The following is a 17531-nucleotide window of genomic DNA, read 5'->3' on the forward strand; positions in this document are numbered from 1 at the left end:
GGGCGCCGTTGTCAGTGTTGCCGTCAAGGTGATCCTGATCCAGGTGGGTTGCCGCCGCGCCGAGCGCGACGGAGAGGATTGACTCATTTCTGACTCATTTGCGCAGCGGCGCCGCCGGGCAGCCAGCCCAGTTGCTGCCAGCGGGAATATGCTCGCCCTTCATCACCAGCGTCAACGGTCCCAGGCGCGCATTGTCGCCCACTTTGGCGCTGTAGAGCACCGAACTGCGCGGGCCCAGATAGACGCGCGCGCCGATTTCCACATGGTCGATCTTCATCACGCGGTCTTCGAACAGATGCGTTTGCGGGCAGACCAGGGCGTTCAGCTCACTGTGCTCGCCGATCTGCACGCAGTCAAATTCGGTAATGTCGGTGGTGTCCATATAGACGCCGCGGCCGATTTTGCAGCCCAGCAGGCGAAACGCCAGCGGCAGCCATGGCGTGCCGCGCAGGTAGCGCATGAAGTTGGGCACGGCGATGCCTTCGTACAGATTGGTCACGCCTTCCGAAATCCACACAAACGGCGTCCACATCGGTGCGGCGTGCTTGCGGTAGCGTCCCAGCAGCAGCCATTTGAACAGCAGCACCACCACGAAGTTGCCGATGCCGTAAGCCACGCCGGCCACCGCCAGGTCGAACACCACTTCGCTCCAGCGCCCGGCGCCGGCCAGCGGCATCACGTCCAGTACCAGCGTATAGCCCACTGCAATGACCACCGCGTGCGGTGCCACGATGCGAAACGCCTCGATCAGGCTGCGGCCCAGGCGCCGTGCCAGCGAAGGGGCAAACGTCAGGTGTTCGGCGTAGCCGCTGACCTGTTCGCGCGCCGGCAGGTGCATCGGCGGCGAGCCGAGCCAGGTGTCGCCGCTGTGCATCTGCTCATTGCGCGGCGCATGCGTATGCACGCCGATCAGCACATGCTCGGGCAGCACCGTGCCGTCCGGGATATAGCTGCCGTTGCCGACAAAGCTGCGGTGCGATACCACGGTCGGGCGCATGGTCATCCAGCCGCCGTCGATCTGCTCGTCGCCGAGCATCACGGCGTCGGCGATAAAGGTATCGTCGCCCAGCGTCAGCATGTCCGGCACCACGCCCAGCGCGGTGGAAATCTCGGCACCCTTGCCGACCTTGGCGCCCAGCAGCCGGTACCAGTAGGGCGCAAACACGGTGGCGTAAATCCCGTGCAGCACCTGCAGGCTCGATTCCTGAATATGGCTGACCAGCCACTTGGCGCAATAGATATTGCTGTGCACGGGCGAGCTGCCCGGCTTCAAACGTGGCAGCGCGCCCCAGCGTATCGCCGCCGACAGCAGGGCGGTCAGCACAATCAGCACGGCGCTGGCCGGGAAGGCCAGCAGGAAGTAGCGCGCCAGCTGGGTGGTCACATCGCGCCCCTGCAGCCACGGCATCATTTCACGCTCGTCGAACCAGTCGATCAGCACAAAGCTGGGGAACACCGGCATAAAAAACAGCACGGCGATCAGGATCATGCCAAAGCAGAAGAACAGTGTTTCAGCCGTCAGGCGACGGCGCGACACGGCTGGTCTGGCCGGCTGGCGCGATGGATCGAACTGGCCGATATCGCGCGCCGGCGAGCCGGTCCAGATGCGGTTGGCTGGCACTGCGGCGCCATCGGCCAGCGCCGACTGGCCTTCCAGGTGGCCGAAGTCGCCAATACTGGTGTTACCTTCCAAAATCGCATAAGAGCTGATGCAGGCATCATTGCCCACCGTGATCTGCCCCAGCAGCAGACGGCCGCGCTCGACGCGTGCGTTTTCAAAATTGACGGCGTTGCCGACGCTGACGTTGTCGCCGATCTGCAGCAGGTCGGGTGAACGCAGCGTCATCGAACCGATCACCACTTCCTTGCCGACTTTGGCGCCCAACGCGCGCAGCCACCAGCTGTTAAGCGACGAGCCACTGAGCAGATAGGCCGGCGCCGATTCAACCAGCCGGTCGGCCAGCCACCAGCGATAATAGGTCAGGCCCCACAGCGGATAGCTGCCTGCTTTCAGGCGGCCGGCGATCAGCCATTTGCCGGCAATCGCAATAGCAAATTCGCCCAGGGTAGCGAGCAGGAACACGCCGATCGAGGCGGCAATCGCGCGCGCCACCGTGTCGCCGGGGTCGCCCGTAAAGAAGTGATAGGTAAAGAAGGGCGCCAGCCACTGCGCCATGCGCAGCGTGACCAGGCCCGGTACGGCCGCCGCCTGGGCCGCGCCGCAGACCCAGCGTTTGACGCTCGATGGCGGCGTCCAGTCGGCCTCCGGCGCCGCCGCCTCCTGCGTTTCACCGAGCGCCAGCGCGATCTTGCCGAGCTGGCGGTTCTGGTAGATATCGCGCACCGTCATGTGCGCATAGCGCGGATCGGCGCGCAGGGTGGACGCCAGGCGCGCGGCCAAAAAGGAGTGGCCGCCAAGATCGCTGAAAAAGTCCGCGTTGCGTAAAATCGGCTGGCCCGGGAACAGCTGCGCCAGCGCGGCAAAAAGCGCCGTTTCGCCCGGCGTTTCCGGCAGATCCGATTCACCAGCTTCGCCTGCCGGCGGCGCCGACAGCGGCATCGCTTTCAATGCCTTGCGGTCGATCTTGCCCGAAGTGAGGCGCGGCACCACGGCCAGCAGCTCGAAACGGCCCGGCACCATATACGGCGGCAGGTGCACATTGAGCGCCGCGCGCAGCGTTTTTGGCGCCAGCGCGTCAGGCGGCGCATCGTCGCTGGCCACGATATAGGCCACCAGCTGGTCGATGCCGTCGTCCTTGCGCAGCAACACCGCCACCGTGCCCACGCCAGGCTGCTGCGCCAGCACCGCTTCGATTTCGCCCAGTTCAACTCGGAAGCCGCGGATCTTGACCTGATCGTCGGCGCGGCCCAGGCAGAGCACCTGGCCATCGGCGTCGATGCGCGCCAGGTCGCCGGTGCGGTACAGGCGCGCATCGTCAAGTCCCGTCTGCCATGGATTGGGCAGGAATTTTTCCACTGTCAGGTCGGGCCGGCCCAGATAGCCCTCGGCCAGGCCCGGGCCGATAATGCACAATTCGCCGGTTTCGCCACGCGCAAGCAGCTGCAAAGCGCCAGGCGTCTCCGACACTGCAATCACCAGCAGGCCATAGTTGGGCAGCGGCGTGCCGATGGTCACCACCTCGCCCGGCTGCAGACGCGCCAGGCTGCACGACACCGTCGCTTCGGTCGGGCCATAGGTATTGAACATGGCGCGGCCCGGGCGCGACCAGCGCTCGACCAGCGACTCGGGGCACATTTCGCCGCCCAGGTTGATCAGGCGCAGGCTCGGCACGTCCTCGGCAAACAGCGCCAGCAGCGTGGGCACCGCATGCAGCACGGTCACGTGGTTGGCGGCCAGCGCGCGCGGCAGCGCTTCCGGGTCTCCCGAGATATCCTTGGGGCCCAGCCACAGCGTGGCGCCGACCAGATAGGCGATCCAGATTTCCTCGAACGACATGTCGAAGGCCACCGAAAAACCCTGATAGACCGTATCGCCCTGCGCCACCTGCAGCACCGCGTTTTCGCTGCGCAGGAAATGGCAAATGCTGCGCTGGCTGATCAGGATGCCCTTGGGCTTGCCGGTCGAGCCCGAGGTATAGATCACATAGGCCGGGTGTTCCGGCAGTACCGGCCCGCGCACATGCAGCACTTCGCCGTCGCGTTGCGGCGCCAGCAGGCTTTCAGCCGTCCACACGGTTTGTGCAAAGCCGGCATCGAGCAGCCGTGGCCCGAAGGCTTCGCAGCTGATCACGCCTGCGCCATTGGCGTCATCGAGGCAGACCTGCAGCCGCTCGACCGGCGTATCTTCATCGACCGGCAGCCAGGCCGCGCCGGCCTTGGCAATGGCGGCCTGCATCAGCAGCAGATGGGCGCCGCGCGGTAGCCACAGGCCGACGATATCGCCGGGCTTGACGCCAGCCGCGATCAGGCGCGAAGCGGCCAGGCCAGCGCGCGCATCGAGTTCGGCATAGCTGATGCGGTGGTTGCCGTTGGCCCCTTCGATCAGCGCCGTCTGTTCGGGACAGCGGCGCGCCGTCGCTTCAAGGATATCGGCGAGCACTTCGCCGCGCAGCAGATCCGGGCGCGGCGCGCCGTACAGGATATCGGCGTGGCGGCCGGGTGTTTTGGGTGGTTCGTTGGCGGTGAAATCGTTCATGGATAACGCTATGGTCGGCTGCTGGCAAGAGGAATCAAATGCGCCAGCTACAGTGCTGGCGCAGTCAATACATTACAGCAAGCGCGGCAATCTGGCGTCGTGCGCTCACACCATTTTGCTGGTGTTCTGCTATTTATTTGCGTCCGGGGTCAAACCGCGTGGTTACGGAATGTAAAACGCGGAAACATGGCGCCGATTTGCGCCAGCGTGGCCGCTGCCGGATAGCCGATCATGCTGTCGTCAGCCAGGCTGGCGTCATTGCAGCCTTCGGCGCGAAACGCCTGCAGCACATAGTCCTGCACCCCCATGTTCGCCAGCGTGGCGGCCAGCGCCAGCAGCTGTTCTTCCGAGTGCAGCTGCCGGTGGATGGTGGTGCGGCATTCGTGCGCCACGCCCGAGGCGATAATCGCCCGCGCACAGTCGCGCGCCGGATTGCCGCTGCCGGCCACGCGGGTAATGCTGCGGTAATCGGCAAAAGCAGCTTTGATATCGAAACCCACCCAGTCAACCAGCGGCAGTACCTCGTTCAAACGCTGCGGATAAATGCAGGCCGTATGCAGGCCAATCTGAAAGCCCAACTGTTTCACGTCCAGCATGGCGCGCGCCAGTTGTGGGTCCATGCACGCTTCGCCGCCACTGAACACCACCGCATCGACCAGGCCCACGCGCCGGCGCAGCAGCGTGAGCACGTCGCGCCAGGGCATTACGCCCTCTGGCGTGCGCGCCTGCAGATGCGGGTTGTGGCAGTAGCCGCAGCGCCACGGGCAGCCCTGCACGAAGACCACGGCGGCCAGCTTGCCCGGATAGTCGGTGGCGGAAAAGGGCGTCAGGCCGCCCACTTTCAATTCAGCTGCCACAGTCTAGCGGTGGCACGCGGGCAGATTGACGCCGGCGCGCGCTTCGCTGAAGTACTGGCGCTCGTGGAATTCGCCCTGCTTGCCGATATTGAAGGAGGCGACCGGGCGATGGTAGCCCATCACGCGGGTCCAGATTTCGCAGCGCTGACGTTCGCTGTCGAGCAGGGTGATGGCGGGGGCGAGGGTGAGGGGGAGGGTGAGTTTAGGGCGTGCGTTCATGGTGTTTCCTCCAGAGCAAGTGCAAGGTTGGCCTGCTTGCGGGCCAGCAGCTCCGCGTCGCAGGTGGGGCAAAATTCATGTTTGCCGGCCAGGTAGCCATGGCGCGGGCAAATCGAAAAGGTTGGCGTGACGGTGATGTAAGGCAGGGAAAAGCGGCTCAAGGCGCGTTTCACCAGCTCGCGGCAGGCGTTGGCGTCCGACAGCGCTTCGGTCATATACAGGTGCAGCACGGTGCCGCCCGTGTATTTGCGCTGCAGCGCGTCCTGCAGTTCCAGCGCCTCGAACGGATCGTCCGTATGGCCGACCGGCAGCTGCGAGGAATTGGTGTAATACGGGTTGTCGGGCGTGCCGGCCTGCAGGATGGCCGGATAGCGCTTGCGGTCCTCGCGTGCGAAACGATACGTCGTGCCTTCGGCCGGTGTCGCCTCCAGGTTGTACATATGGCCGGTCTCTTCCTGGAACTGCACCATGCGCGCACGCACATGGTCGAGCAGGCGGATCGCCAGTGCGTGGCCGTCCGGTGTGGTGATGTCCCAGGTGTTACCGCTGAAATTGCGGATCATCTCGTTGATGCCGTTGACGCCCAGCGTGGAGAAATGGTTGCGCAGCGTGCCCAGGTAACGCTTGGTGTACGGGAACAGGCCCTGCTGCATCAATTCTTCGATGGTGGCGCGCTTGATTTCCAGGCTGGTCTTGCCCAGTTCGAGCAACCGGTCCAGGTCGCGCAGCAGCGCCGGCTCGTCGCCGCGCCACAGAAAGCCCAGGCGCGCGCAGTTGATCGTCACCACGCCCAGCGAGCCGGTCTGCTCGGCCGACCCGAACAGGCCGTTGCCGCGCTTGAGCAGTTCGCGCAGGTCCAGCTGCAGGCGGCAGCACATCGATCGGATCATGTTCGGCTTGAGTTCCGAATTGATGAAATTCTGGAAGTAAGGCAGGCCGTAGCGTGCCGTCATCTCGAACAGGCGCTCGGCGTTCTCGCTGTGCCAGTTGAAGTCTTCGGTGATGTTGTAGGTCGGGATCGGGAAGGTAAATACGCGCCCCTTGGCGTCGCCGGCCATCATGATTTCGATATAGGCGCGGTTGATCATGTCCATTTCCTGCTGCAGTTCGCCGTAGCAGAAATCCATCTCCACGCCGGCAATCACCGGCACCTGTTCGCGCAGGTCTTCCGGGCAGACCCAGTCGAAGGTCAGGTTGGTAAACGGCGTTTGCGTGCCCCAGCGCGAAGGGACGTTGAGGTTGTAGATCAGCTCCTGCATGTACTGGCGTACCTCAGGATAGCGCAAGCCATCCTTGCGGATAAACGGCGCCATATAGGTGTCGAACGAGCTGAAAGCCTGCGCACCGGCCCATTCGTTTTGCAGCGTGCCGAGAAAATTGACGATCTGGCCGATGGCCGACGACATATGTTTGGGCGGGCTCGATTCGACCTTGCCCGGCACGCCGTTCAGGCCTTCATGCAGCAAGGTGCGCAGCGACCAGCCGGCGCAATAACCGGCCAGCATGTCGAGATCGTGGATATGCAGCGCCGCTTCGCGATGCGCGGCGCCTACGTCAAGCGGATAGACCTGGTCGAGCCAGTAGTTGGCAATCACCTTGCCCGAGACATTCAATATCAGCCCGCCCAGCGAATAGCCCTGGTTGGCATTGGCGTTGACGCGCCAGTCGCGCCGCTCCAGGTATTCGTTGATGGACGCGGCCACGTCGACCGAGCTGGCGTTGCGGGGTGGGGATGCTGCTGCATTCGTCGTCATGTAAGCTCCAATAAACACAACATGCGGTGTTTTATTAAAGACTATCGACTAAATGTAGTGGCGTCAAAGCGCGCGTCACGACGATTGCGCGATCCTTGATCCAGGTGAAAAAAGCCCGGTTTTCAGCGCTGCTGGCGCAGGATGAACAGCGTGGTGGTAAAAAACGCGCCGCCGCAGGCCAGGATGCTGAAGATCGAAACGGGCAGCACATGCAGCCAGGCTTCAGCGGTACTGAAGGTGGACCAACTGGCCACGCGCAGCTCGAACGTGACGTAGTTGGCCAGCAGCCAGTACACGGCCAGCAGCGCCGTACAGATGCCTGCCTGGCGCACCAGCGCCATGCCGCGGCGGGCAAAGACGGCCAGCAGGAACACGATCAGCACGCCCGGATAGAGGCCCAGCACTTCGGGTGAGAGGGCGTTGATGTTGTCGGCGTCATAGCCTTCGACGGGCGAAGCCCATTGCACTTGCAGGGCGGTCAGGAACAGGATCATCAGCAGTATCAGCAGCGGTTTGCGGGTCATGGCATGGTCTCGGAGTGGCTCAAGTAGATAGGGTTCAGGCAAAATGGCAGGGGGCATTCTACAGCGGAAGTAGGGGGTACAAAGGCGCCTTTCCTTCACCTGCGTCAAGGACTGCACGCATGACGCGGGGCTATAGTTCGCTCCCTGAGCCGTTACAGGAAAGCCATCACATGCAGCTTGAAAAAAACCGCACCAGCTATGCAGCCGGACCGCTGGAACTGGTCTGCCCGGCCGGCAGCCTGCCGGCCCTGAAGGCGGCCGTCGACAATGGCGCCGACACCGTCTACCTGGGCTTTCGCGACGCCACCAATGCGCGCAATTTCGCCGGCCTCAATTTCGATGAAAAGGCAATTGCCGAAGGCGTGCGCTATGCCCACCAGCTGGGCCGCAAGGTGCTGCTGGCCTTGAATACCTATCCGCAGCCGCATAACTGGGCCATCTGGCGCAGCGCCATCGACCGCGCTGCCGAGGCCGGCATCGACGCCGTGATCGTGGCCGATCCGGGCCTGATGGCGTATGCAGCGCAGCACCATCCGAATCTGCGCCTGCATCTGTCGGTACAGGGCTCGGCCACCAACTTTGAAGCGATCAATTTCTATCACGAGCACTTCGGCGTGGCGCGTGCGGTGCTGCCGCGCGTGCTGTCGATGACGCAGGTCGAGCAGTTGATTGCCAAAACGCCGGTGGAGATCGAAGTATTCGGTTTCGGCAGCCTGTGCGTGATGGTCGAAGGGCGCTGCGCGCTGTCGTCGTATGCCACCGGCGAAGCACCGAATACCCACGGCGTCTGCTCGCCGGCCAAAGCGGTGCGCTGGCTGGAAACGCCGGGCGGCCTGGAGTCGCGCCTGAACGGCGTGCTGATCGACCGCTATGGCCCCGGTGAAAACGCCAGCTATCCGACCCTGTGCAAAGGGCGCTTCGACGTCAACGACGAACAGTATTACGCGATCGAAGAGCCGGCCAGTCTCAATACGCTGGCACTGCTGCCGCAACTGGTTGCCATGGGCGTGCGCGCCGTCAAGATTGAAGGGCGCCAGCGCAGCCCGGCCTATGTAGCGCAGGTGACGCGCGTGTGGCGCGAAGCTATCGATAGCCTTGGTGTTTGCCGCGCAGGCCAGCAGCGCTACACCGTCAAGCCCGGCTGGATGGCCGCCATGGACAAGCTGGCCGAAGGGCAGCAGCACACGCTGGGCGCTTATCACCGGTCGTGGAAATAGACCATAACAGGAATCATCATGCTGAAACTATCTCTGGGTCCCTTGCTGTACTACTGGCCGCGCACCACGGTCTTTGATTTTTACCAGCAGATCGCCGCCAGCGCCGTCGATATCGTCTACCTGGGCGAGACGGTCTGTTCGCGCCGCCATGAACTGCGCCTGTCAGACTGGATCGATATCGCCGACATGCTGGCCTCCGCCGGCAAGGAGGTGGTGCTGTCGACGCAGGCGCTGATCGAATCGAACGCCGAACTGGCCACGCTGCGCCGCATCACCGGCAATGGCCGCTACGCGGTCGAGGCCAATGATATGGGCGCCGTGCACTGCCTGGAAAAGGAAACCGGCGCGCTGCCCTTTGTGGCTGGCCCGCATCTGAACCTGTTCAATGGCCCAAGCCTGCAACTGCTGGCGTCGCTGGGCGCGCGGCGCTGGGTGATGCCGCTGGAAATGAGCGGCGAGGCGCTGGCCGAAATGCGCCGCCAGGCGCCGGCCGGGCTGGAAACCGAGGTGTTTGCCTATGGCCGCATGCCGCTGGCGTTTTCCGCGCGCTGCTTTACGGCGCGCAACCGCAACCTGCCCAAGGACGATTGCGGCTACAGCTGCCTGGAAGAACCCGACGGCCTCTTGATGCGCACGCGCGACGAGGAACCGTTCCTGGTGCTGAACGGCACGCAGACCCAGTCGGCGCTAGTTTATAACCTGGTGGCCGAACTGGCGGCGATGGCACAGATGGGCGGGACGGTGGCGCGTATCAGCCCGCAGTCAGCGCATACCGACCAGGTGATCGCGCTCTTTGACCGCGTGCGTCGCGGCGAACTCGATGGCGCAACCGCCCAGGCGCAGCTGGCTGCCTGCCAGCCGGCTGCGGCCTGCGATGGCTACTGGCATGGCCGGCCCGGCATGGAACAACAAGCTGCACTGCATCATTGAGCAGATCACTGAAAAGGAGACCTTCATGCAACACCTGCCCGTTACGCTGCCGCCTGCCGGCACCCCATCCGCGCCATCCGTACCATTTCGCCTGCCCCAGCCGGTGGCGCGGCTGCTGTCACGCCTGCCGCCTTATCCGGCGTCGTGGGTGTTCGTGCAGGGCCTTAACCGCTTGCTGGCGCCGCAGCTGCCCGACGATGTGCGCGCGCTGCTGGCCGCACGCACCCTGCGCTTGAAATTGTTTGACGCCGGCGTGGCGTTTGACTTTGCCTGGCAGGGCAGCGCGTTTGCCGCCGCCCGCCACGGCGCTGCGCCCGACCTGTGCATCGGCGCCAGCGTGCATGACCTGATGCTGCTGGCGCGCCGCCAGGAGGACCCGGACACGCTGTTTTTCAGCCGCCGCCTGCTGCTTGAAGGCGATACCGAACTGGGGCTGCTGTTCAAAAATACACTCGACAGCCTGGAGCTGCCGCCGTTCGAGCTGCAGTCGCTGGCGCCACACCGCGTGCTGGCGCTGCTGCGCCGGCGCTGAGCGCTTACATGCGCTGACAGTGGCCGCAGGCGCCCGTGCACGGGATGCCGGCGGCCGCTTGCGCCATCTCACCGATAAAACCGGCCTGCTGCACGGCGTTCAGCAGCCGTTCGTGGGACGCCACGCTTTCATCAAACTGCACCGTGGCGTCGCTGCGCGCCAGCGATACGCAGACCGTTTCCACGCCATCGACTGCCTGCAGCAGATCGTTGAGGAGATCGGCACAGCCTTCATGGTCCATGCCGGTAATTGTCAGTCGCGCTGTCTGCATTGTTGCCTCTTGCTTTAAAGATAAAAAAGCAGCGTAGGCGAGGGCGGCATGCCGCGTCCAGCCTGCTACGCCGATTTCTCCCTTGATTTCGACATTTCTTGATTCAAATCACATTCCACACTTGTTGTATTGCCCATATTTTCATGTTTGCAAGCGTACGGCTCGCTTAAACATCTTTGCCTATAATTGCCGTTATGAAAGTATAAAGATCCGGTGCAGGCCGGACAGACAGGATAGCCATGGGTTTTTTACAACGATCATGTTTGCTGCTGGCGGTTGCTGGCGCACTGCCGGCGCAGGCGCAGCCAGGCGTCACGCCGCTGTATTTCAGCGACGCCCTGAGCCAGGCTGCCGGTAGCTCGGGCAGCGTGCAGGGCGCTTCGCTCGATGTGCGCGCCAAGACGCTCAAGGCCGAGGCCTTGAGCAATATCGACGGTCCTTCGCTCGACCTGACCGCTTTTCGCGGCCGCCTGTCGACTGATCTCAGTGTCGACACCAGCCGCCTGGCCGGGGTGGTCGGCGGCATCGGCGCGGCGCTGCCGGGTTTGCCGGTGCCCGAGATTCCCAATTCGCTCAACAAGTCCGTGGCCACCGACCTGACCTCGTTCGGCCTGGTGGGATTGTGGCCGCTGTATACGGGTGGGCGCCTGGAGGCAGTCAAGGGGCTGGCGGCCGGCATGGGACAGGAGGCGCAGGCCGAGCAGGCGGAAGCGGAAGAAAAGCTGGCCACCTTGGTAGCCCAGCGCTATTTCCAGTTGCTGCTGGCGCAGCGCGTGGCGGCCGTGCGTGCCGAAGTCACGGCCGGCATCGCCGAGCACCAGCGCGACGCCGTCAAGCTGGAAAAAGGCGGCCTGATTTCGCGTGCCGAGCGCCTGCGCGCCGACGTAGCGCTCGATGGCGCGAAAAGCGAAGAGGCGCAGGCGCGCAGTGACGCCCAAGTAGCACAAGTGGCGCTTGACCGCCTGCTCAATTCGAGCGCCCAGGTGCGGCCATTGACGCCGCTGTTTGTCAACAGCCTGCCGGTTGGCACGCTGCAGTCGTTTATCAACACCGGCATGCGCGAGAACGCGGCGTGGAAAAAAATTGCCAGCAAGCGCGTGCAGTCGGAGCAGGCGCTGCGCCTGCAGGGCAAGGAATACAGCCCGACCGTGTTCGCGGTCGGCAATTACAACCGCAATCACGGCAGCGCCGACCTGGTGCGCTCGAACTGGGCGGTGGGCTTGGTGGTGTCGGTGCCGCTGGTGCACCGCATCGACACCAGCAAGATGATTGCAGCAGCCAAGCTGGACCAGGAACGCGTGGAAGTCACGGCGCGCCAGGCCGAGCGCGATATTCCCACGCTGATCGAGAAGAACTGGCGCGCGCTGGAAAACGCCCGTATCCAGTTCCTGTCCACCGCGTCGTCGGTGGAACTGGCGCGTGAAAACATCCGCCTGCAAGGCATCGCTTTCAAGCAAGGGCAGGTGACGTCGCTCGAGGTGGTCGACGCGCGCCTGAACCTGGCAAAAATCGAAACCCAGCGCGCCCAGAACGCCTATAACTATGTGATGGGACTGGCGCAGCTGCTTGAAGCAACGGGCGAGACGCAGCGCCTGGCCAGCCTGGCCGCGCAAGCCGATATACACCTGCCACTGGACACAACGCAATGAGCAATTTGAAAAAACAACTGGCTGGCGCTGCCGGCATCGTGGTGCTGGGCCTGGTGGCCTGGGGCCTGTACGCGGCGTACAAGCCGCAGCGCCTGCCGCTGCAGGGACAGATGGATGCGCAGGAAGTCAATGTCTCGTCCAAGGTGGCCGGCAGGGTGGGCGAGCTGTATGTCACGCTGGGCCAGACCGTGCCCAAGGGCCATGTGCTGTTCCAGCTGACCAGCCCTGAAGTCGATGCCAAAGTGGCGCAGGCCACGGCCGCCACCCAGGCTGCCGAGGCAGTGGCCAAAAAGGCAGACGATGGCGCGCGGCCTGAAGAAATACGCGCAGCCAAAGCTAACTGGGAACGCGCGCAAACTGGCGCGGCAATTGCCAGAACCACGTTTGAGCGCGTCAATAATATGTATGAGCAGGGCGTGATCGCGCGCCAGAAGCGTGACGAAGCGCAAGCGCAGTGGCAGTCCGGCGAGCAGCTTGCACAAGCCGCGCGCGCGCAATACGATATGGCGCTCAAGGGCGCGCGCCCCGAAGACAAGGCTGCCGCGCAGGCGCAGGCGCGCCAGGCTGGCGCCGTGCTGTCGGAAGCGCAGGTGGCGCTGGCCGAAACAAAGATTGCCGCACCGGTGGCCGGCCAGGTCAGCAAGATCCAGATACAGCCGGGCGAGCTGGCGCCGCAGGGTTTTCCGGTCATCACGCTGGTCAATCTCGACGATGCCTGGGCCGTGCTGCAGGTGCGCGAAGACGAGATGGGCGCTTTCACCATGGGCAGCACGCATGCGGCCAATGTGCCGGCCTTGAAGCAGCAAATCAGTTTCAAGGTCAGCTCGATTGCCGTGATGCCCGACTTTGCCACCTGGCGCGCAGCACGTCCGGGCGGCACCGACCTGCGCACGTTTGAAATCCGTTTGCGCCCGGCCATCAGAGTGGAAGGCCTGCGTCCCGGCATGTCGGTCGTGTTCCCGCCGCTGTGATGACGGTCAGCCTGGACAAAGCCGGTGCTGTCGCGCGCGAATGGCGGCGCCTGCGCGGCGACTTCTGGGATCTGGCCATGCTGAGCTGGATTCCGCTGCTGCTGTGCGCTTTGCTGTGGGCGATCTTTTCCGGCGGCGTCACGCGCAAGCTGCCGATCGCCGTGATCGACCAGGACAATTCGGCCCTGTCGCGCCAGTTGGTGCGGTGGATGGACGCCGCACCGGGCGTCAAGGTGGCCGCGCAGGTCGGCTCAAGCGCCGAGGCGCTGCAGCTGCTGCGCGAACGCAGCGCGTTTGGCTTCCTGGTGATCCCCGCCGATTTTTCGCGCCAGCTGCAGGCTGGTCGTCAGGCCGACGTGCAGTGGCTGTACAACGCGCAGTTTTCCTCGCACGCCGGCGCTTTGCTGCGCGAGGTGCGCACCGTGACCACCACCTTGTCGGCTGGAGCGGAAATGACGGGGCGCGAGAAAAAAGGCGTCTCGATCCAGCAGGCGCAGGCCCAGTTCGAGCCGATCCGCACCGTATTGAACAGCCTCTATAACGACAACACCAGCTATGAAGCGTTTCTGACGCTGGCGCTGATGCCGTCGATGCTGCAGATTTTTATCGTGATAGCGGTGGTCACCACCATCGGGCGCGAACTGCGCGATGGCACCGTGCCGCAGTGGCTGGCTTCGGCCAAGGGCAGCTGGTGGCGCGCGGTCGGCGCCAAGCTGCTGTTCCCGCTGGTGGCCTACGGCGCGCTGTCGCTCGCTTATCTACTGTTTTTCAGCCTGGCGCGCGGCTGGGCGGTGGCTGGCAGCCTGGCGGGTCTGTTGGCCGGCATGCTGCTGCTGGTGCTGGCCTATTGCGCGCTGGCGCTGCTGCTGGTCGCGGCCACGCTGTCACTGCGCCTGTCGCTGTCCGGCGCGGCCTTTATTACCGCGCCGGCCTTTGCCTTTGCCGGCCAGGCGTTTCCGTTGATGGCCATGCCGCCGCTGGCGCGCTTCTGGGCCGAAGCGCTGCCGCTCACGCACTACCTGCAACTGCAGACGGCCTGCTGGCTCGGTGGAGCGCCTTGGCGCTATGGCGTGCCGCAGATGCTGGTGCTGGTCGCTATGATCGTCGGCTTTGGCCTGCCGGGCATGCTGCTGCTGGCGCGCCGCGCCAACCGTCCCGAAGCCTGGGGGCGCACATGAACGCCCGCGCTGGTATCTGGTCTGCCTTTGTCGCCACCTGGCGCGCCATGCTGGCCGACAAGGGCGCCTTGACGCTGCTGTTCGTGGGCTGCGTGGCCTATTCGTTTTTCTATCCGCTGCCGTATTCAAAGGAGATCGTGCAGCGCGTGCCGGTGGCGGTGGTCGACCAGGACCGCAGCGCCATGTCGCGCCAGCTGACGCGCTTTGCCATGGCTCACCCTGCGCTCGATGTGGTGGCGGTGGCACCGGATCTACCCGCCGTACAGCAGCAGCTGTGGCGGGGCGACATCATGGGGGTGCTGATTATTCCGCAAGGGCTGCAAAGCGACGTGCTGGCCGGCCGCGCCGCGCAGGCGCAGGTGGCCGGCAATGGCTTGTACCTGATGCTCAACAAGGTAGCCCTGAATGGCCTGGCCGAGGTGGTGGGCACGGTGTCGGCCGGTATTGAACTCAAGCGCCTGGCCGCTGGCACGCCGTCCGCCGCGCAGGCGGCGGCGCAGCGTGCGCCCGTCAGGCTCGATGCGGTGCCGCTGTTTAATGTCAGCGAGGGCTATGGCGCCTATGTAGTACCGGGCGTCGCCACGCTGATCGTGCAGCAGACGCTGTTGATCGGCATGACCATGCTGTTCGGTACCTGGTTCCAGCGCAAAAGCTTTCCGCTGCAGGCCGGCCATACGGCGCGCGGTTACGTGGGCATGCTGCTGGCGTTTGCGTCGGTGGCGCTCCTGAACTGCTGCTACTTTTTCGGTTTTGTGTTCTGGTTCCAGGATTATCCGCGCGGCGGCAATTTCGGCGGCATGCTGGTGCTGCTGGTGCTGTTCTCCCTGACGGTGGCCGCCTTCGGCATGCTGCTGGGCATGCTGTTTCGCACGCGCGAACGCGGCACCCAGCTGATGATCGCCACCTCGATGCCGGTGCTGTTCCTGGCCGGCCTGACCTGGCCGGTCGACCTGATGCCGGCGCCGTTGCAGGCGCTGCGCTGGCTGCTGCCGTCAACGGCCGGCATCCAGGGTTTCGTGGCGCTCAACCAGTTGGGCGCGTCGCTGCACGAGATACGCCACGAGATCAGCGGCCTGCTGCTGTTGCTCACAGCGTGCGTGGCAATCGGCGCCTGCCGCTGGCGCGCACTGGCCAGGTGTGAAACGGACGCAGCAAAAATGCCCGATATGTAATAATTTCGGCATAACTTACGACCGTTATCCTTATGCCGCCATTTAACCTGTTCCAGCGCGTTTCCCAGGCCCCCACCAAACCCAAGGCCGCCCCGGCGGCGCGCCAGTTCGATGTTGCCGATTTGTACCAGGGGCCGCTGGCAACCGGCGGCGAAGATGGCAGCGTTGGCGTGCGCGCCTTCGATGAAAAACTGCGCCAGGCCTACTTCTGGATCGTCAACCACGCCATTATCAGTCCGCATTACGATATCGAATACAACGACGGCCCCTCGCAGACCTATGCGGTGGGCGACAGCCGGCGCACGCTCAACCTGCCGTCGGCGCAAAGTTATTCGAGTTTTATCCTGCTGCCGCTGCTGACCTTTGCCACGCGTCGAAAATGCCTGTTTGTCGGCGGGCCGGGGCGCGGCAAGACGGCCAGCGCGCTGTTGATGGGCGTGCTGGCCGGGTCCAGCGTGAAACAGGTCAAGCGCGCCATGCAGCATGGCCACCCGCAGATGACGATTGCCGACCTGCTGGGCAACCCGCTGCCGGCCGACCTGGTCAACGCGCAGAGCATGGACGATATCCGCATCGCCTGGCGCGCCTGGCTGGGCATGCGGGTGAAGATCGTCGACGAATACAACCGCATTCCCACCCGTACCCAGAGCGCGCTGCTGACCGTGATGGGCGACAATTACGCCGAAGTGCTCAATCATATTTATGAGTGCCCGGAAGCGGCCTGGTACCTGACGGCCAATGACGACCAGGGCGGCGGCACCTACCAGGTGATCGAGGCGCTGCGCGACCGGGTCGATGTGACGGTGCAGGCGCTGGCCTTCAATCCGCGCTTTCTCAATGAACTGCTGCTGCGGGTCGAGGAAAACGTGCGCCCGGAAGAGCTGGTGCCACCGGAAATCATCTTTACCGAAGCCGAGGTCGACCAGATGGGCGAGGCGATCCGCCAAGTGGCCGTGCCGGAAGCAGTGCGCCGTCGCCTGGAGTTTTTTGCCAGCCAGTTCGAGCTGTTTGAAACGGCCGGCGGCCAGTTCGAATACATGACCAAGGATACGGCGCGCCTGTCCGGTGCCGACCGCAATGCTGCGCAGGCGGCCGACAACGGGCGCGACCGCCTGAAAGACCTGGGCTGCCAGACCCTGAACGGCATTTCGGTGCGCACGCTGATGGCGCTTTTGATCTACGCCAAGGCCATGAGCTATTTCCGTGGCAATGACGAAGTGGACCTGGAAGACCTGCGCCAGGTGCTGCCCTTTGTGCTGCATAACAAGCTGCAGCCGGACCTGGACGCGCCGTTCTTTGCGCTGCCGGAAAACGCCGCCTATCGCAGCGACCGTCTCGGCTGGCTGCGCCGGCTGTTCGACTTGTCGAACGAGGAATTCAACCGCCTGGATCTCGACCGCGACGATCCGGTCGGCGAGCTGTCGAAGCAGTTCGACCAGGGCTTGGATGGCCTGAGCGAGCGTGAAACGCTGGCGCGCCTGAACCGCATAGAAAAACTGATCGCCGAGCGCACGCGCGGACGCAAGTTGTACGGGCCGCTGTACGACGACCTGCTCAAGCTCAAATACCTGCATCAGCGCTATACCAATTACCGCAGCTGGCTGCGTTCGCAATAATGACCGTGCCACTCGATTACTGCCGCGGCTTTCTTGACGTACTGGCGCTGCTGAACAGCGAGGCGAGCGATCTGGCTGCCAGCTACGAACTGCAGGCGCTGCCAGCGGCGCCCAGTCTTGCCGAGGCGCTGGGGCGGCGCGTGGAAGACCATGCGCTCAACCAGATCGCACCGGCACGCGAACTGCCTGCCCATCTTTGGCAGATCGACACGCGCCCGCTCGCTGAGGGCGAGTTCGATGTGATCGTTGAGCGCTGGTTCTTTTCGTCACAGCATATGCAGGCAGCGCCAGGCGGCGCTTTTCGCCGCAATGTGCAAAACGCCTTTGTCAGCGCCTTGCAGCAGTCTTTGAGCGGTTTTGCTGCCTTCAAAGTGGGCATGCGCCCGCCGATGTGGTATGCGATACACTGGGATGAAATCGCCTTCGAGCGCGGTGCAGGCAGCGACGCCGAGCGCTATTTGCTGCACTTCTCGCACAGCGACTGA

At 64.0% G+C, this 17531-nt stretch carries 15 protein-coding genes; 9 read left to right on the forward strand and 6 right to left on the reverse strand.

Annotated elements, in window-relative coordinates:
- Nucleotides 1–94: 94 nt before the first annotated feature.
- The 5 genes from GCM43_RS03400 to GCM43_RS03420 form a co-directional block, all read right to left on the reverse strand.
- Entirely contained in the window at nucleotides 95–4156 is a 4062-nt protein-coding gene (locus GCM43_RS03400; RefSeq protein WP_152242117.1) for a Pls/PosA family non-ribosomal peptide synthetase, read from the reverse strand.
- A 149-nt stretch (nucleotides 4157–4305) separates the two neighbouring features.
- A complete protein-coding gene (locus GCM43_RS03405; protein ID WP_152242118.1) occupies nucleotides 4306–5013 on the reverse strand; it encodes an anaerobic ribonucleoside-triphosphate reductase activating protein in 708 nt (235 codons plus the stop codon).
- 3 nt (nucleotides 5014–5016) lie between these two features.
- Nucleotides 5017–5232 carry an anaerobic ribonucleoside-triphosphate reductase gene (gene nrdD / locus GCM43_RS26360; protein ID WP_152242119.1) on the reverse strand — a complete coding sequence of 72 codons (216 nt, stop codon included), beginning with the start codon at nucleotides 5230–5232 and terminating at the stop codon, nucleotides 5017–5019.
- Nucleotides 5229–6986: a ribonucleoside triphosphate reductase gene (locus tag GCM43_RS03415; RefSeq protein WP_152242120.1), complete on the reverse strand. Its 1758-nt coding sequence runs from the start codon at nucleotides 6984–6986 to the stop codon at nucleotides 5229–5231. Before GCM43_RS03415 ends, nrdD begins: the two co-directional genes overlap by 4 nt.
- A 122-nt stretch (nucleotides 6987–7108) precedes the next feature.
- Nucleotides 7109–7510: a hypothetical protein gene (locus GCM43_RS03420; protein ID WP_152242121.1), complete on the reverse strand. Its 402-nt coding sequence runs from the start codon at nucleotides 7508–7510 to the stop codon at nucleotides 7109–7111.
- Between the two features lie 170 nt (nucleotides 7511–7680).
- Between GCM43_RS03420 and ubiU the strand changes: the two genes are divergently transcribed.
- The 3 genes from ubiU to ubiT are packed head-to-tail and all read left to right on the forward strand — an operon-like array spanning nucleotide 7681 to nucleotide 10189.
- Nucleotides 7681–8727 (forward strand): ubiquinone anaerobic biosynthesis protein UbiU, encoded by a 1047-nt coding sequence (gene ubiU / locus GCM43_RS03425; RefSeq protein ID WP_152242122.1) that lies wholly within the window; start codon nucleotides 7681–7683, stop codon nucleotides 8725–8727.
- Between the two features lie 18 nt (nucleotides 8728–8745).
- Nucleotides 8746–9657, forward strand: coding sequence for a U32 family peptidase (locus tag GCM43_RS03430; RefSeq protein WP_152242123.1), 912 nt, complete (start codon nucleotides 8746–8748; stop codon nucleotides 9655–9657).
- 25 nt (nucleotides 9658–9682) lie between these two features.
- Nucleotides 9683–10189 carry a ubiquinone anaerobic biosynthesis accessory factor UbiT gene (gene ubiT / locus GCM43_RS03435; protein ID WP_152242124.1) on the forward strand — a complete coding sequence of 169 codons (507 nt, stop codon included), beginning with the start codon at nucleotides 9683–9685 and terminating at the stop codon, nucleotides 10187–10189.
- 4 nt (nucleotides 10190–10193) lie between these two features.
- Here ubiT and GCM43_RS03440 read toward each other — a convergent pair whose 3' ends face one another.
- A complete protein-coding gene (locus GCM43_RS03440) occupies nucleotides 10194–10460 on the reverse strand; it encodes a heavy-metal-associated domain-containing protein (RefSeq protein WP_152242125.1) in 267 nt (88 codons plus the stop codon).
- Nucleotides 10461–10699: 239 nt separating this feature from the next.
- On the opposite strand from GCM43_RS03440, the gene GCM43_RS03445 reads away from it, so the two are divergent.
- Genes GCM43_RS03445 through GCM43_RS03470 form a run of 6 tightly spaced genes read left to right on the forward strand, consistent with a single transcriptional unit; the run spans nucleotide 10700 to nucleotide 17531 of the window.
- On the forward strand, nucleotides 10700–12109 hold the full coding sequence (locus GCM43_RS03445) for a TolC family protein (protein ID WP_152242126.1): 1410 nt from the start codon (nucleotides 10700–10702) through the stop codon (nucleotides 12107–12109).
- Nucleotides 12106–13080, forward strand: a complete 975-nt coding sequence (locus GCM43_RS03450; RefSeq protein ID WP_152242127.1) for an HlyD family secretion protein — start codon at nucleotides 12106–12108, stop codon at nucleotides 13078–13080. Before GCM43_RS03445 ends, GCM43_RS03450 begins: the two co-directional genes overlap by 4 nt.
- Nucleotides 13080–14258 carry an ABC transporter permease gene (locus tag GCM43_RS03455; protein WP_152242128.1) on the forward strand — a complete coding sequence of 393 codons (1179 nt, stop codon included), beginning with the start codon at nucleotides 13080–13082 and terminating at the stop codon, nucleotides 14256–14258. The genes GCM43_RS03450 and GCM43_RS03455 overlap by 1 nt, the downstream gene beginning before the upstream one ends.
- On the forward strand, nucleotides 14255–15430 hold the full coding sequence (locus tag GCM43_RS03460; protein ID WP_152242129.1) for an ABC transporter permease: 1176 nt from the start codon (nucleotides 14255–14257) through the stop codon (nucleotides 15428–15430). The genes GCM43_RS03455 and GCM43_RS03460 overlap by 4 nt, the downstream gene beginning before the upstream one ends.
- A 32-nt stretch (nucleotides 15431–15462) precedes the next feature.
- Nucleotides 15463–17046 (forward strand): AAA family ATPase, encoded by a 1584-nt coding sequence (locus GCM43_RS03465; protein WP_152242130.1) that lies wholly within the window; start codon nucleotides 15463–15465, stop codon nucleotides 17044–17046.
- Nucleotides 17046–17531, forward strand: coding sequence for a hypothetical protein (locus tag GCM43_RS03470; protein WP_152242131.1), 486 nt, complete (start codon nucleotides 17046–17048; stop codon nucleotides 17529–17531). Before GCM43_RS03465 ends, GCM43_RS03470 begins: the two co-directional genes overlap by 1 nt.

This window comes from Janthinobacterium aquaticum (genome assembly GCF_009208565.1).
In the GTDB taxonomy this organism is placed as follows: domain Bacteria; phylum Pseudomonadota; class Gammaproteobacteria; order Burkholderiales; family Burkholderiaceae_D; genus Janthinobacterium.

Coding starts and splice junctions, on each gene's coding strand:
- ubiU (WP_152242122.1), top strand. CDS start 7,681: ATGCAGCTTGAAAAAAACCGCACCAGCTATGCAGCCGGACCGCTGGAA.
- nrdD (WP_152242119.1), bottom strand. CDS start 5,232: ATGAACGCACGCCCTAAACTCACCCTCCCCCTCACCCTCGCCCCCGCC.
- GCM43_RS03430 (WP_152242123.1), top strand. CDS start 8,746: ATGCTGAAACTATCTCTGGGTCCCTTGCTGTACTACTGGCCGCGCACC.
- GCM43_RS03460 (WP_152242129.1), top strand. CDS start 14,255: ATGAACGCCCGCGCTGGTATCTGGTCTGCCTTTGTCGCCACCTGGCGC.
- GCM43_RS03400 (WP_152242117.1), bottom strand. CDS start 4,156: ATGAACGATTTCACCGCCAACGAACCACCCAAAACACCCGGCCGCCAC.
- ubiT (WP_152242124.1), top strand. CDS start 9,683: ATGCAACACCTGCCCGTTACGCTGCCGCCTGCCGGCACCCCATCCGCG.
- GCM43_RS03455 (WP_152242128.1), top strand. CDS start 13,080: ATGACGGTCAGCCTGGACAAAGCCGGTGCTGTCGCGCGCGAATGGCGG.
- GCM43_RS03420 (WP_152242121.1), bottom strand. CDS start 7,510: ATGACCCGCAAACCGCTGCTGATACTGCTGATGATCCTGTTCCTGACC.
- GCM43_RS03415 (WP_152242120.1), bottom strand. CDS start 6,986: ATGACGACGAATGCAGCAGCATCCCCACCCCGCAACGCCAGCTCGGTC.
- GCM43_RS03450 (WP_152242127.1), top strand. CDS start 12,106: ATGAGCAATTTGAAAAAACAACTGGCTGGCGCTGCCGGCATCGTGGTG.
- GCM43_RS03470 (WP_152242131.1), top strand. CDS start 17,046: ATGACCGTGCCACTCGATTACTGCCGCGGCTTTCTTGACGTACTGGCG.
- GCM43_RS03445 (WP_152242126.1), top strand. CDS start 10,700: ATGGGTTTTTTACAACGATCATGTTTGCTGCTGGCGGTTGCTGGCGCA.
- GCM43_RS03440 (WP_152242125.1), bottom strand. CDS start 10,460: ATGCAGACAGCGCGACTGACAATTACCGGCATGGACCATGAAGGCTGT.
- GCM43_RS03465 (WP_152242130.1), top strand. CDS start 15,463: ATGCCGCCATTTAACCTGTTCCAGCGCGTTTCCCAGGCCCCCACCAAA.